A 14,721-nucleotide genomic window follows, 5' to 3' on the forward strand; every position below is an offset into this window, starting at 1 on the left:
CAGCCCGGCATCAGTGACAAACCAGGCGTCCATCCCAGCATTGCACCGTATCCACGAAAGGAGACACGCGGTGCATCGGACGCTAATCGTGGCGCGGATGGAACCCTCCGAGACCGAAGCGGTCGCCAAGATCTTCGCCGAGTCGGACGCCAGCGAACTGCCCCACCTCATCGGGGTCTCGCGGCGCACCCTGTTCCGCTTCCACGACCTCTACTTCCACCTGGTCGAAGCCGACCACGACATCACCCCCAACCTCTACAAAGCCCGCACCCACCCCCTCTACGGCGAGATCAACCAGCGCCTCAACGAACACATCCGCCCCTACGACCCGGGCTGGCGCGAACCCAAGGACGCCATGGCCGACCCCTTCTACACCTGGGAGGCCGACGGCCATGACTGACACCCACCTCACCAAGATCGCCGCCGGGGACGTCACCCCCAACCACCGCCGCGGCGGCGACATCCGCGTCCTGCTCAGCCCCAAGACCGTCGGCTCCACCTCCGGCTTCATGGGCGTCGCCTACCTCAAACCCGGCGAGCACTTCGTCGAGCACTACCACCCCTACTCCGAAGAATTCATGTACATGGTGCGCGGCACCGTCACCGCCCGCATCGACGGCGCCCAGGAGATCGTCCTCACCCCCGGCGAAGGCATGATGATCCCCAAGAACGTCCGCCACCGCGTCGACAACCACGGCGACGAGGAAGCCTGCATGGTCTTCCACGCCTCCCCCCTCGCCCCGCGGCCCGAACTCGGCCACGTCGACACCGAACACCACGACACCGCCCACGACACCGCCGCCGGGACCCCCCGGTGACCCACGTGGACACCCGTCCCGCCGCACGGCGCCGGACCACCCGACGGCCCGGCGCCGCCCGCCCGCCCGCCCCCAGCCGCGAACGCCGCGTCGTCATCACCGGCATCGGCGTCGCCGCACCCGGCGGCATCGGCGTCCCCGCCTTCTGGGACCTGCTCACCTCCGGCCGCACCGCCACCCGCGGCATCACCCTGTTCGACCCCACCGGCTTCCGCTCCCGCATCGCCGCCGAATGCGACTTCGACCCCGCCGCCCGCGGCCTCACCCCCCAGCAGATCCGCCGCATGGACCGCGCCGCCCAACTCGGCGTCGTCAGCGCCCGCGAAGCCCTCACCGACAGCGGCCTCACCCACGCCCACATCCCCCCAGAACGCCTCGGCGTCTCCATCGGCAGCGCCGTCGGCTGCACCATGGGCCTCGAACAGGAATACGTCGTCCTCAGCGACGCCGGACGCAACTGGCTCGTCGACCCCGCCTACGGCGTCCCCCAGCTCTACGGCTACATGATCCCCAGCACCATGGCCACCGAAGTCGCCTGGGAAGCCGGCGCCGAAGGCCCCGTCGCCCTCATCTCCACCGGCTGCACCGCCGGCCTCGACTCCCTCGCCCACGGCTACACCCTCGTCAAAGAAGGCTCCGCCGACGCCGTCGTCGCCGGCGCCACCGACGCCCCCGTCTCCCCCATCACCGTCGCCTGCTTCGACGCCATCAAAGCCACCTCACCCAGCAACGACGACCCCGGGCACGCCTCACGCCCCTTCGACCTCGACCGCAACGGCTTCGTCCTCGGCGAAGGCGCCGCCATCCTCATCCTCGAAGAACACACCAACGCCACCCGCCGCGGCGCCACCATCTACGCCGAAATCGTCGGCACGGCCGGCCGCAGCAACGCCTACCACATGACCGGCCTCAAACCCGACGGCCGCGAAATGGCCGAAGCCATCCGCACCGCCATGCACCACGCCCGCCTCAACCCCACCGACATCGACTACATCAACGCCCACGGCTCAGGCACCCGCCAGAACGACCGCCACGAAACCGCCGCATTCAAAGCAGCCCTCGGCGACCACGCCCGCCACATCCCCGTCAGCTCCATCAAATCCATGATCGGCCACTCACTCGGCGCCATCGGCTCCATCGAAGTCGCCGCCTGCGCCCTCGCCCTCACCCACGGCGTCGTCCCCCCCACCGCCAACCTCCACACCGCCGACCCCGAATGCGACCTCGACTACGTCCCGCTCACCGCCAGGCAACAGCCCCTGGACGTCGTCCTCAGCGTGGGCAGCGGCTTCGGCGGCTTCCAGACCGCCATGCTGCTCGCCCGCCCCACCGGACGCCGCCCCGCCCGCACGGCACGGAAAGGCGGCAACCAATGACCGACCACACCACCGACCGCCCCGTCATCACCGGCATCGGCATCACCGCACCCAACGGCCTCGGCACCCACGCCTACTGGCAAGCCACCCTCGACGGCAAAAGCGGCATCGGCCCCATCACCCGCTTCGACGCCGAACGCTACCCCGTCCGCCTCGCCGGCGAAGTCACCGGCTTCGACGACACCGAACACGTCCCCAGCCGCATCGCCGTCCAGACCGACCACTGGAGCCACCTCGGCCTCACCGCCGCCGACATGGCCCTGCGCGACGCCGGCATCGACCCCGCCACCCTCCCCGAATACGAAATGGCCGTCGTCACCGCCGCCTCCTCCGGCGGCACCGAATTCGGCCAACGCGAAATCGAGAAACTCTGGGCCCAAGGCCCCCAATACGTCGGCGTCTACCAATCCATCGCCTGGTTCTACGCCGCCACCACCGGCCAGATCTCCATCCGCCACGGCATGCGCGGCCCCTGCGGCGTCATCTGCACCGAACAAGCCGGCGGCCTCGACGTCGCCGCCCACGCCCGCCGCCTCCTCAACCAAGGCGCCCGCACCGTCGTCACCGGCGGCACCGACGCCTCCCTCTGCCCCTACGGCCTCGTCGCCCAGCTCACCACCGGCCACCTCTCCACCCGCGACGACCCCGAACACGCCTACCTCCCCTTCGACACCGACGCCTGCGGCTACATCCCCGGCGAAGGCGGCGCCATGCTCATCGCCGAACACCCCACCACCGCCCACACCCGCGGCGCCCACCCCTACGGCGCCCTCGCCGGCTACGCCGCCACCTTCGACCCACGCCCCCGCCCCGGCGAACCCCCCCTCTCCAACCTCCGCCGCGCCATCACCACCGCCCTCGACCAAGCCCACCTCACCCCCCACGACATCGACGTCGTCTTCGCCGACGCCATCGGCGTCCCCGAACGCGACCGCCAAGAAGCCCACGCCATCACCACCGTCTTCGGCCCCTGCGCCGTCCCCGTCACCGCCCCCAAAACCATGACAGGACGCCTCTACGCCGGCGGCGCCGCCCTCGACCTCGCCACCGCGCTCCTCGCCATCCGCGACAACGTCATCCCCCCCACCACCGGCGTCCGCGCCCTCGCCCCCGGCTGCGACATCGACCTCGTCCGCGGCACCCCCCGCGACGGCCCCGTCCGCAACGCCCTCGTCCTCGCCCGCGGCCACGGCGGCTTCAACGCCGCCTGCGTCCTCACCGCCACCTGACCACACCGACCCACCCACACCCACACCCACACCCACACCCACACGGAGAAACCATGACCACATTCCGCCTCGACGACATGAGACGCATCATGAGCGGCTGCGCCGGCGTACCCGAAACCATCGACCTCACCGACGACATCGGCGACATCACCTTCGTCGACCTCGGCTACGACTCCCTCGCCGTCCTCGAGATGTCCGCCCGCATCCAGCAAGAACTCGGCATCCGCATCCCCGACGACGCCGTCGACGAGATGAAAACCCCCCAAGCCGCCGTCGACTACGTCAACCGCCGCCTCGCCGCCGCCTGACACCAAAGGACACCCACATGGCAGGACACGTCGACAACGAAATCATCATCGCCGCCCCCATGGACCTGGTCTGGACCATGACCAACGACGTCGCCTCATGGCCCACCCTGTTCAGCGAATACAAAGCCACCCAGATCCTCGAACGCCGCGGCCCCACCGTCCGCTTCCGCCTCACCATGCACCCCGACGCCGACGGAAACGAATGGAGCTGGGTCTCAGAACGCACCCCCGACCCCGCCACCCGCACCGTCCGCGCCCACCGCGTCGAACCCGGCTGGTTCAAATACATGAACCTCTTCTGGGAGTACACCCAGGTCCCCGACGCCGTCCGCATGCGCTGGGTCCAGGACTTCGAGATGAAACCCGACGCCCCCCTCAGCGACAAACAGATGACCAAACGCCTCAACGACAACACCGTCATCCAGATGAACCGCATCAGGCAACTCGTCGAAGAAGCCGCCGACCGCACCGCCCCCGCCCCCATGTGACCACCCACCCCAAAACGCGAAGAAGAGAGCAGGCATGAACAACAGCCACCACGACGACACCGTCTACCGCGTCATGGTCAAGATGCGCATCCACCCCGGCATGGAACGCGACTTCGAGAAAACCTGGCGCGACATCGCCACCACCATCGCCCGCCACCCCGCCAACATCGCCCAATCCATCGCCAAAAGCCCCGACGAGGACGGCGTCTACTACATCACCAGCGACTGGCAGAACAAAGAACGTTTCCACGAATTCGAGCACAGCCCCGAACACGCCGCCAACCGCATGCGCCTCGACCCCTACCGCGACCCCGCCGGCACCTCCATGACCCCCATGTACGTCTCCTCCAGCTACGCCTCCCGGCCCCAGCCCGGCCGCGTCCGCGTCGCCCTCTACCTCAACGAACCCGAGAACGACAGAGGCTCCATCGAGAACGCCTACCACCAGATCAGCTCCACCCTCCGCGGCCGCGCCGGCCTGCGCGGCAACGAACTGCTCCGCTCCCTGCGCGACCCCCGCAGATACGCCGTCCTCAGCGAATGGGACGACGTCCCCACCTACCGCGAATGGGAACGCAGCCCCGACCACCTCCCCACCACCTCACCCCTCGCCCGCTACCACGACAAAAACCTCGGCATCTTCGGCTCCTACGAAGTCCTCGCCGCCTACTGACCACCCCCGCCCACCCTTCCCGGACGGCCCGCCCGCCCGGGAAGGACCCCGGGCACCCACCGGCCACACCCCCGACCTGCCACACCCTGACAGACCACGGAGGACACCCATGCCGTACGCCATGCTCACCTTCCGCATCAAACCCGGCCACGAGGAAGAACTCGCCGAAGTCTTCGCCGCCGCACCGCCCCTCGAATCCCCCGTCGTCACCGACGACCGCGGCGAGGAGACCGCCCGCCTCATCGGCACCGGCGTCTTCGTCAAGGACGACGTCCTCGTCCGCCTCGTCCACTACGAGGGCGACTTCGCCGGCATCGCCCGCCACCTCGCCGCCCAGCAGCACGTCCACGTCATCGAAAGCCGCATCGTCCCCTTCCTCGCCGAGACACGGGACACCGGCACACCCGAAGGCTTCGCCGCCTTCTTCCGCAACGCCCGCATGCGCTGCCTCACCCAGTCCTCCAGCGAACCCCAGTCCAGCCCGCTGTGACCCACCGGCGCCCCCGGCACCCGCCGAGGACGCCCGCACCCGGCCACCACGCCGCCCGCCGGATCGCGGCACCCCGCGATCCGGCTACGGCCGTGCCCAGCCCCTGTCCCCGACCACCCACACCCGCGCCGCCACTCACCCCCGCGCGCCGCCCGTGCCGCCGAGGAGCCGCCATGCCCGCCAACGCCGACCACCCAGCGGACATCGACGTCCTGGAGGCCGTCCCCCGCGAGACCGCCGCCCTGCTCACCCAGGCCCACCGCCTGGTCGCCGCGCTCGCCCTGCGCACCGGCCTCACCGTGCCGGAGTTCCGCTGCCTGGTCCTGCTGTGCCGCCGCGGCCCCATGACCGCCGGCGAACTCGCCACCCAGGCCACCCTCACCGACGGCACCGTCACCGCGATCGCCGACCGGCTGGAGCACCACGGCCTCGCCCGCCGCGCCCCCGCCGCCGACGGCCGCGTCCTCCTGCACGCCGACCCCCGGGCCCGCCTCGGCCCGGCGTTCCGCGAGCTGCGTGAGACCTGGTACCCCTTGCTCCGCAGCCATGACGACGACCTCAGCCTGGTCACCGGACTGCTCGCTGATGGGCGAAGGTTGTCGGATCTTGCGGTGGTGGTCGCGAGCCAGCCCGACGCCTTTACATTGTAGATTTATTCATTGGCCGTCACGCCAGCGGCGCGGTCACCGTGAACGAGGCGTCGCCCGCGAACGTCGCGCCGGACTCACGCAGGTCCAGCCGCAGCTCGTAGTTGTAGTGCCGCAGGTAGCGCCCCGGGTAGTTGTACGACTCCAGCGATACCGTCCCCCCGCCCGCCGGCCCGGCACGGCCGCAGAACGTCGCGTCCCCGCGGAACACCGCCGACCCGTCGTTGGCCTGCGTCCTCAGCCGCAGGCTGTAGTGGCGCAGGTACGAGCCGGGGGCGGTCACCGACTCCAGCGAATAGCAGTTGGCGTTGGCGAGACCCGGCACCACCGTGAACGTCGCGGCGCGGCGGTCGGCGAGCGGGCTGGAGGCGCTCAGCGGGTCGATGAAGACCGCGTTGTCCCGGGCCCGCACGTACCGGTCGGGGAAGTTGGCCGAGCGCAGCGAACGGGCGCCCGACGGCAGCGCCGTGCCGTCCCCGGAGTCCTCGCGCAGCACGGTGAAGTGCCGCGCGGTGCCCGACAGGCCGGGCAGCTCGACCTTGGCGCCGAAGGAGTTCAGGTCGGAGCTGTCGGCGTAGTAGTAGCGGCCCGCGGTGTAGTTGTCGAAGTAGAGGCGCCACCGGCCGTCGGGCAGCCGCGTCAGCGCCGGGCCCTCCAGCCCGCTGCCCCACCCCGCCCAGTTGCCGGTGCCGGTGAAGCTCCACGGCCCGCTCAGGGAGGTGGCGGTGGCGTGCTCGATGTACTTGGTCGTCTCGTTCTTCAGGAAGTTGTGGTAGGTGCCGCCGATCTTGACGATGTGGCTGTCGATGTAGTTGGCGGGGATGCCGAGCGCCACCGGAGCCGTCCACGCCGACAGCGCGCCGTCGGTGGCGGTGATCCGGTACGGGCGGAACTGCCCGGCGGTGCCCGTCGTGGACGCCGAGAAGACCACGTGCACGCTGCCGTCGGTGTCTTTGAACCACTCCGGCGCCCAGGTGCTGCCCGTCGCGCCGTTCAGGCCGACACGCACGTTGCGCAGGAACGTCCAGGTGGCGAGGTCGGGGCTGCGCGCGAAGCCGATGGTGTCGCCGGTCCAGTTGGTGGTGTACACGATGTAGTACTGGCCGTCGGTGTGCCGCAGCACGCTCGGGTCGCGGATCAGGCCGGACGGCGGGCGGTAGGCGTTGGCCCGGATCTGGGTGAAGTTCGTCGCGTTCGGCGAGTCGTAGATGTACATGTTCGACTCGCTGCTGTTGGTGAACGCCGTCATCAGGTAGTGCGCGGCCGGGCCCGCCGCCGCGGCCGGCGACGGCGTGACCGCCACCCCGGCGAGGGCGAGGCCCAGCATCGCTGTGAGCGCTAACAAACGGGTACGCGCCGAGCGTGAACGCTGCATGGTGGTCCGATCCGGGTCCGTTGGAGCGTGCGGTGTGCCAGACGCTAGGAACGGCCGCCCGCGGTGTCAATCGGCCGCTCCCCGCCGGGCCCGCGGCGGCCGGCGTCTCGCCACGTACGGGCGGACGCGGCCCCACGTGCGGCGATGCAACTTTCACCACCCCGCTCCATCGTGGTGAGGCCGTCGCCGGGGCTGACCTGACCCGCGCCGCTCCCCCGGCTCGGGGCTCCCGTGGGGATGATTGACACCGCGAGCGGGCCATTCCTACCGTCGGGGCATCCGGGCGCCTCCTTCCGGCCCCGGGCCGAGCGCGCGGGACGCCGAGCTGTGAGCCCTCACACCGGCGTACGCGGACGACCCTGGTGGGACCCATGACCGACTCGCTGAGCCGCAGGCGCCTGCTGGCCGCCGGCGGCGTGCTCGCCGCCGCCTCCCTCGCCGCGCGCCCCGCGCACGCGCTGACCGGCCCGTCGCTGAACCGGATCGGGGACTGGACGCTCGACCCGGCCGGCCTCTACTTCGTGTCCTACGACGGCCTGGTCAACACCCAGTCGTTCCAGCTCAACGGCATCCTCACCCACGGCCCCCACCAGTACGCCGCCTGGTACACCGCCGACCGCTCGGCGGTGCTGGCGCGGCGCGCCCTGCCCGGCGGTGCGTGGCAGTCGTTCCCCCTGCCGCACCGGCTGAGCACCGACGACTCCCACAACGTCATCTCGCTCGGCGTCTCCCCCGCCGACGGGCGCCTGCACGTCGCCATGGACACCCACAACAGCACCATCTGGTACACCCGCTCGGCCGCCGGGCAACTGAGCGACACGGCGTGGTCGGCGGCGCGGTTCGAGCCGTTCCAGCGCACCCTCGGCGTCCTCTCCCTCGGCGCCGTCACCTACCCGCAGTTCGTCCTCACCCCGGGCGGCCGCCTGCAGATGAGCTACCGCACCGGCGGCTCGGGCAACGGCGTCAACCGGCTCGCCGAGTACGACGGCGGCACCTGGCGGGCGCTCGGCGCCTGGACCGCCGCGACCGGGGCCTACACCGCGCGCGGGGTGACCAGCACCACCCGCAACATGTATCTGCACGGCCTGACCTACGACACCCGCGGCCGGCTGCACGCGGCGTTCACCTGGCGTGAGGGCAACACCGGGGTGCTGTGCAACGGCGGCGGGCTGGCCAACCACGACACCGGCTACGTCTACAGCGACGACCAGGGCCGCACCTGGCGCAACGACGCCGGGACGCAGGTGGGGACCACCGGGGGCGCCGCGGTGTCGGTGACCTCACCGGGCCTGGTGGTGGACCCCATGACGGTCGACCACGGGCTGATGAACCAGGAGGCCCAGGCCGCCGACTCGGCCGGCCGCCCGCACGTGATCATCAGTTACGTGCCGGGCCGGTTCACCCAGTGCGTCTCCTCCTACGCCGCGCAGCGCGCCCAGTACGCCCGGGCGTTCCACGTGCGCAAGGAGGCCTCCGGCGCCTGGCGCAAGACCGAGATCCCGTTCGCGCTCGGCTCCACCGGCCGCTCCCGCCTGGTGTTCGACGCCACCGACAACGCCTACGTCGTGCTGCCGTTCGCCCGGATCGCCGCCGCCTCGGCGCAGAGCGGGTACTCCGACTGGCGTGTGCTGTTCGACGGCGCGGGCCTGGGCGCGTTCGGCGAATGCCTGGTCGACTACCCGCGTGTGACGGCCGAGCGGGTGCTGTCGGTGATGTACCAGCGCCGCTCCGGCGGCACCACGCCCTCCCCCGTCCGGGTGATCGACTTCCGGCTGGGCGGCTGAGGGACCCCGATGCACCGAGCTCCGCCTCCGCCCCCCTGGTCCGGCCGGCGGCAGAGGGAGCCCCAGGGCGCCGTTCCGCCCTAAGATCGTCCCGTGGACGTACCCGACGTGCGTGAGCCCGGCGCCGCAGTCGTCGTCTCCCCCGCCACCGACCCCTACCACGTCTACCTCGACGCCCTGACCAGTGCCGAGTCCCGGCGGGCGATGCGCGGCTGCCTGGACCGCATCGCCAAGGTCATCTCCGGCGACGAGGCGGCCACCGGCGCGGGGCAGCCCTGGCACCTGCTGCGGTACGAGCACACCGTGCGGATCCGCGCCATCCTCACCGAACGCAGCTGGTCGCCGTCGTACGTCAACAAGCACCTGGTGGCGCTGCGCCGGGTGATGCGCGAGGCGTGGCGGCTCGGCCGCATGGACGCCGAGGACTACCAGCGCGCCGCCGACCTGCCCACCCTGCAGCACACCAGGCTGCCCACCGGGCAGCACGTGCCGCCCGAGGTCACCGGCGCCGCCCTCGCGGCCTGCGACCAGGACACCACACCCGCCGGGGTCCGCGACGGCGCGCTGCTCGCCGTGCTGTACTCCACCGGCTGCCGCCGGGCCGAGATCGCGGCCCTCGCGCTGGCCGACTACGACACCGCGGCCCGTTCGCTGCGGGTGCGCGGCAAACGCGACAAGGAACGGCTGGTGTACCTAACCGCGGAGGCCGTGGCGCGGATCGAGGCGTGGCTCGCGGTGCGCGGGCGCGGCGCGGGGGCGCTGTTCTGCCCCATCAACAAGGCGGGGCGGCTGCGCGCGCCCGGGGGGCGGCCGGCGTCCATGACCGGACAGGCGATCGCCGACATCCTCAGCCGCCGGCTCGACGCGGCCGGCGCCGCGCGGCGCACCCCGCACGACTTCCGGCGCACGTTCATCGGCGAGCTGCTGGACGCCGGCGTGGACCTCGCCACCACCCAGGCCCTGGTCGGGCACGCCTCCCCCGTCACCACCGCCCGCTACGACCGCCGCCCCGAGAGCCGCCGCCGCGAGGCCGTTGACCGCCTGCGGATGCCCTCGGCCACCCCGCTGCGGCCGCCGGGGTGAGAGGTTCTCCCCCGGTTCCGCGGCCGAAGTAGGGGGTGCGGGGGGCGCGGACCCCCGCCGGTGGGTTAGTCTCGTGGTGGCCGATGTGGTTTGTGTCCCCCGGGCCGCATTTACCGCCTTCACGGAATACCGTTTGGCTGGAGCCGTGTTGTGCCTCTCGCCGAGGAGGCGACCGCCACATCGGCCTTTAGACGCGGGCGCCCCGCGGGTAACTCCCGCGGGGCGTTTCGTCGTCCACGGGGGTGGTTCGTTGTACGAGGATGTAACAGTCTGTAGTCCGGCGTAACACGACGTTTCCCTCCCGGGCCGTATGGTGGGCATGGTCGTCGGCGCGCATCAGGAGAGTTCGTGCTCTATCGCATCACAAAGATCATCAGCAGTCCGTTCCTGCGGTTGCTGTGGCGGCCCGAGATCACGGGCGCGGAACACGTGCCCCTGAAGGGGGCGGCCCTGCTGGCCTCCAACCACCTGTCGATCCTCGACTCGGTGTTCCTGCCGCTGATGCTGCCGAGGCAGGTCACGTTCGTCGCCAAGTCCGAGTACTTCACCGGCAACCGCCTGATGGCCATGTACATGCGCGGCACCGGCCAGGTCGCCATCGACCGGCAGAGCGCCGGCGCCGCCCAGGCGATGCTGGACACCGCGCTCGGCGTGCTGCGGGCCGGCGACCTGTTCGGCATCTACCCCGAGGGCACCCGCTCCCCCGACGGCCGCCTCTACCGCGGCAAGATCGGCGTGGCGTGGCTGGCGCTCAGCTCCGGCGTGCCGGTGATCCCGGTGGCCATGGTCAACACCGACCGCGTGCTGCCGCCCGGCGCGAGCGTGCCGCGGCTTGCCAAGATCGGCGTACGGGTGGGCGAGCCGATGCGCTTCACCGGCGACCCCTCCAGCGCCAGGGACCGCCGCATGGTCACCGACGACGTGATGCGCGCCATCCAGAAGCTCTCCGGCCAGGAGTACGTCCCGCAGTACGCCTCCAGCGTCAAGGAACGCGGCGCCGAGGCCGCCTGACCGGCCCCGGGTCCCGGGGACGGGGCGACCGGCCGCGCACGGCCGCGCTAGGCTCGGGGCGACGCCGAGACACCCGGGGGAACGCGTGCCGCGCGGCAGAACCATCGTCATCACCTCCATCGCCGTCGTCCTGGTGGCGGGGGCCGCCGCGGGCGGCGCCTACTACGTCCTGCACACCAGGGGCAGCGCGCAGGAGACCGCAGCCCACTTCACCGCCGCGTGGAGCAAGGGCGACCTCGCCGCCATGCGGGCCGACCTCGCCGCCCCGGCCCCGGGGTTCGACGCCGCCTACACCCGGCTGGCCAAGGACATCGGCGTTCGCGGCACCACCGTGCGCCTCGGCACGGTCACCCCCAAGGGCGACGACCGCGCCACCGCCGCGTACAGCGCGACGCTCGCGCTGAAGGACCTCGGCGACTGGACCTACACCGGCTCGCTCGACCTGGTCGTCAAGGACCGCCACTGGAAGGTCGCCTGGACACCCCGCGCCGTCCACCCCGCGCTCGGCGAGGGTGTCCGCCTCACGCTGAAGACCAGTTGGCCCGAGCGGGCCGCCGTCCAGGACGCCACCGGGGCGCGCATCGACGACGGCGGCGCCGGCGGGTCGGTGCAGCAGTTGGTGGGCTACCTGGACAAGGCCACCGCCAAGGACGTCGCGCGGCTCGGCTCGGCGTACAAGCGGGGGGACGCCGTCGGGCGCGGCGGGCTGCAGGAGACCTTCCAGGAGAAGCTGGCCGGCGTGCCCACCACCGAGATCAAGGTGACCGGGGCGGACGGCAAGGCGGGCGAGACCGTCAAGACCATCGAGGGCTCCCCCGGCACCGACGTGCGCACCAGCCTGGACCCCGGGGTGCAGGCGGCGGCCGTCACCGCGGTCGACGACGTGCCGAAGCCGACGTCACTGGTGGCGATCCGCCCGTCCAGCGGCGAGATCCTCGCTGTGGTCAACAACCGCGGCGGCTTCAACCGCGCCCTCGACGGCCGCTACCCGCCCGGCTCCACCTTCAAGACCATCACCGCCGCGGCGCTGCTCGCCGAAGGCCTGACCCCCGGCGAGACGGTCACCTGCCCCAAGACCGTGAACGTCGGCGGCCTGTCCATCCGCAACTCCGAGCACGAGTCCTTCGGTTCGCTGTCCTTCCTCGACTCCTACGCCCACTCCTGCAACACGACCTTCGCCCCCCTGGCGGCCCGCCACCTGCGCGACGGCAAGCTGGAGGAGTTCGCCGCCAACCTGGGCTTCAACCGCCCCCTGTCCATCGGGGTCCCCGCCCAGCGCGGCAGCATGCCGAAACCCGTCAACGACGCCGACCTCGCCGCCGAGTCCTTCGGCCAGGGCCGCATCACCGCCAGCCCTCTGGTCATGGCCACCGTCGCCGCCGCCGTGGCCGACGGCACCTGGCGCCCCCCGACCCTCGTCCCCACCCTGAAGCAGAAGACGTCCCCCTGGCCCCTCCCCGGCGACGTCGCCCGCGACCTGCGCACCATGATGACCGCCGTGGTGACCAAGGGCACCGCCAAGTCAGCCGGCCTCCCCAAGAACACCGCCGGCAAAACCGGCACCGCCGAATACGGCACCGGCCCCAAACTCGACTCCCACGCCTGGTTCATCGGCTACCAAGGCGACGTGGCCTTCGCCGTAGTAGTAGAAGGCGGCGGCGGAGGCGGCAAGGTAGCCGCCCCCATAGCCGCCAAATTCCTCCGCGCCCTCCCCTAACCCCACCCCCCACGCCATCCAGACGTCCCACCGCGCGACCCCACCCCGCGCCATCCGGACGTCCCATCCCGCGCCCCCACCCCCGCGTGACCCGGACGTCCGACCACGCGCCCCACCCCCGCGCCATCCGGACGTCCCACCACGCGACCCACCCCCGCGCCATCCGGACGTCCCACCACGCGACCCCATCCCCGCGCCATCCGGACGTCCCACCACGCGACCCCCACTGCGGCGGCGCGGGCTCGCCTCCCCACACCACTCTCCCTGCTCCCCTCACCACAGTGCCCGGGGCCCACTGCGGGAACGCACGTTGCCGCGCACCCCAGCCGCGCAACCCAGTCGCGCGGGCTCGCCTCCCTTCCCCCCTCCTTGCCTCGCTCCCCTGCTGTGCTCCGGGATCAGATCCGCCGGGCCGGCCCCTTGGCCCGTCCGCCTGACCACACGCCCCTTCTCCCAGGTCCCGGAACCGGGCCGGAAATTGTCGGTGGCGAGTGAGAGGGTCTTCTCGAACACACGAGCGGGAAAGGACCTCGGATGGGCAAGGTGATCTCGGCGGACGGCACCGCCATCGCGTTCGAGCGGCTGGGCGACGGGCCGCCGGTCGTCGTGGTCGGCGGCGCCCTGTGCGACCAGACGTCCACCCGGCCGACGGCCGAGGCGCTCGCGTGGCACTTCACCGTCCTCAACTACGACCGCCGAGGGCGAGGGAACAGCGAGGACACCGCGCCGTACGCCGTCGAGCGCGAGATCGAGGACATCGCCGCACTGATCGCCGAGGCGGGCGGCGCGGCGGCGGTGTACGGCCACTCGTCAGGCGCGGGGCTGGCATTGCGGGCGGCGGCGCACGGCCTGCCCGTCACCCGCCTGGTGCTGCACGAGCCGCCCTACAACCCCGACGACGACGTGCTGCGGCGCGAGGCCCGCCGATGGGCCGAGACGATCACGGCCCTGCTGGCGGCGGGCCGCCGCAGCGACGCGGTGGAGTCGTTCATGAAACTTACCGGGGTGCCGCCCGAGGAGGTCCGCCAGATGCGCGGCGAGCCCTGGTGGCCCGCCATGGAGGCGAGAGCCCACACCTTGCGGTACGACTCAGAGGTCATGGGCGACGCCCAGGGCGGCACGCTACCGCCGGAGCTACCCGGCGCGGTGCCCGTCCCCACCCTGGTGCTGACCGGCGGCGAAAGCCCGGCCTGGATGATCGACACCAACCGCCGGCTGGCCGAGGCCCTGCCGCGCGGCCGCCACCAAGTGCTGCCAGGCGAGGAGCACGTGGTGCCACCGGAGGTGCTCACCCCCGTCCTCGTCGAGTTCCTCGCGGACCGGTGACCGGCGATGTCACAAAGGAAGGGCGGCGGCGTCGTGCCGGAAGACCATGATGAGCAAGGTGGTGATCAACGTGGCGATGAGCAGCCAGCTCACCAGAATGATCACCGTGGAGCGCCCCATCCGCCGGCGGGCCCGCGGGCTGCGCTTACGCCGCACGGCACTGCTCTCACGGCATGCTCGCTCGTTGAAGGACTCCAGCCGTGCCGCCAGTCGCGGATCGTCATCGCTGAGGTACCGCTCGATCTGTGCGAGCATCCGTTCCTCGTCCTGCGACCAAGGCATGCTGCGCCTCCCGGCAACGCAAGGTATGTGCCGAGCTTTGTGCCCACCATGAAGATCTTTAGCCTTTCCCGGAGATTCTTTTTACCCCCCGATCGCCCCCCACCCGCCCCCTCC

The 14,721-nt window shown here is 71.6% G+C and carries 16 protein-coding genes; 14 read left to right on the top strand and 2 right to left on the bottom strand.

Annotated elements, in window-relative coordinates; all coding sequences use genetic code 11:
- Positions 1-70 precede the first annotated feature (70 nt).
- From ABGB17_RS25320 to ABGB17_RS25360, 9 genes are all read left to right on the top strand, one after another.
- On the top strand, positions 71-400 hold the full coding sequence (locus ABGB17_RS25320; protein ID WP_347633735.1) for a TcmI family type II polyketide cyclase: 330 nt from the start codon (positions 71-73) through the stop codon (positions 398-400).
- On the top strand, positions 393-818 hold the full coding sequence (locus ABGB17_RS25325) for a cupin domain-containing protein (RefSeq protein WP_347633737.1): 426 nt from the start codon (positions 393-395) through the stop codon (positions 816-818). Before ABGB17_RS25320 ends, ABGB17_RS25325 begins: the two co-directional genes overlap by 8 nt.
- A complete protein-coding gene (locus ABGB17_RS25330) occupies positions 815-2,194 on the top strand; it encodes a beta-ketoacyl-[acyl-carrier-protein] synthase family protein (protein WP_347633739.1) in 1,380 nt (459 codons plus the stop codon). Before ABGB17_RS25325 ends, ABGB17_RS25330 begins: the two co-directional genes overlap by 4 nt.
- Entirely contained in the window at positions 2,191-3,423 is a 1,233-nt protein-coding gene (locus ABGB17_RS25335; RefSeq protein WP_347633741.1) for a ketosynthase chain-length factor, read from the top strand. The genes ABGB17_RS25330 and ABGB17_RS25335 overlap by 4 nt, the downstream gene beginning before the upstream one ends.
- Before the next feature lie 53 nt (positions 3,424-3,476).
- Positions 3,477-3,731, top strand: a complete 255-nt coding sequence (locus tag ABGB17_RS25340) for an acyl carrier protein (RefSeq protein WP_347633743.1) — start codon at positions 3,477-3,479, stop codon at positions 3,729-3,731.
- Between the two features lie 17 nt (positions 3,732-3,748).
- Positions 3,749-4,219, top strand: coding sequence for an SRPBCC family protein (locus ABGB17_RS25345; protein ID WP_347633745.1), 471 nt, complete (start codon positions 3,749-3,751; stop codon positions 4,217-4,219).
- Positions 4,220-4,253: 34 nt separating this feature from the next.
- Positions 4,254-4,892, top strand: coding sequence for an antibiotic biosynthesis monooxygenase (locus ABGB17_RS25350; protein WP_347633747.1), 639 nt, complete (start codon positions 4,254-4,256; stop codon positions 4,890-4,892).
- Positions 4,893-5,001: 109 nt separating this feature from the next.
- Positions 5,002-5,382, top strand: coding sequence for a SchA/CurD-like domain-containing protein (locus ABGB17_RS25355; protein ID WP_347633749.1), 381 nt, complete (start codon positions 5,002-5,004; stop codon positions 5,380-5,382).
- A gap of 173 nt (positions 5,383-5,555) precedes the next feature.
- Complete coding sequence (locus tag ABGB17_RS25360; protein ID WP_347633751.1) at positions 5,556-6,032, top strand: MarR family transcriptional regulator; 477 nt, start codon at positions 5,556-5,558, stop codon at positions 6,030-6,032.
- 16 nt (positions 6,033-6,048) lie between these two features.
- On the opposite strand, the gene ABGB17_RS25365 is transcribed toward ABGB17_RS25360, so the two are convergent.
- On the bottom strand, positions 6,049-7,356 hold the full coding sequence (locus ABGB17_RS25365; protein WP_347633753.1) for a glycoside hydrolase family 43 protein: 1,308 nt from the start codon (positions 7,354-7,356) through the stop codon (positions 6,049-6,051).
- A gap of 419 nt (positions 7,357-7,775) precedes the next feature.
- Between ABGB17_RS25365 and ABGB17_RS25370 the strand changes: the two genes are divergently transcribed.
- The 5 genes from ABGB17_RS25370 (at position 7,776) to ABGB17_RS25390 (ending at position 14,325) form a co-directional block, all read left to right on the top strand.
- Positions 7,776-9,188: a BNR repeat-containing protein gene (locus ABGB17_RS25370; RefSeq protein ID WP_347633755.1), complete on the top strand. Its 1,413-nt coding sequence runs from the start codon at positions 7,776-7,778 to the stop codon at positions 9,186-9,188.
- Between the two features lie 93 nt (positions 9,189-9,281).
- Positions 9,282-10,271 (top strand): tyrosine-type recombinase/integrase, encoded by a 990-nt coding sequence (locus ABGB17_RS25375; RefSeq protein ID WP_347633757.1) that lies wholly within the window; start codon positions 9,282-9,284, stop codon positions 10,269-10,271.
- Positions 10,272-10,619: 348 nt separating this feature from the next.
- Positions 10,620-11,282, top strand: coding sequence for a lysophospholipid acyltransferase family protein (locus tag ABGB17_RS25380; protein WP_347633759.1), 663 nt, complete (start codon positions 10,620-10,622; stop codon positions 11,280-11,282).
- Between the two features lie 85 nt (positions 11,283-11,367).
- Positions 11,368-12,999, top strand: coding sequence for a penicillin-binding transpeptidase domain-containing protein (locus tag ABGB17_RS25385; protein ID WP_347633761.1), 1,632 nt, complete (start codon positions 11,368-11,370; stop codon positions 12,997-12,999).
- A gap of 534 nt (positions 13,000-13,533) precedes the next feature.
- The gene (locus ABGB17_RS25390; RefSeq protein ID WP_347633763.1) at positions 13,534-14,325 is read left to right on the top strand and encodes an alpha/beta fold hydrolase; all 792 of its coding nucleotides are present in this window, start codon (positions 13,534-13,536) and stop codon (positions 14,323-14,325) included.
- A gap of 9 nt (positions 14,326-14,334) precedes the next feature.
- Here ABGB17_RS25390 and ABGB17_RS25395 read toward each other — a convergent pair whose 3' ends face one another.
- A complete protein-coding gene (locus ABGB17_RS25395; RefSeq protein WP_347633765.1) occupies positions 14,335-14,607 on the bottom strand; it encodes a DUF3040 domain-containing protein in 273 nt (90 codons plus the stop codon).
- Between the last annotated feature and the right edge of the window lie 114 nt (positions 14,608-14,721).

It is taken from the genome of Sphaerisporangium sp. B11E5, assembly GCF_039871875.1.
Lineage (GTDB): Bacteria > Actinomycetota > Actinomycetes > Streptosporangiales > Streptosporangiaceae > Sphaerisporangium.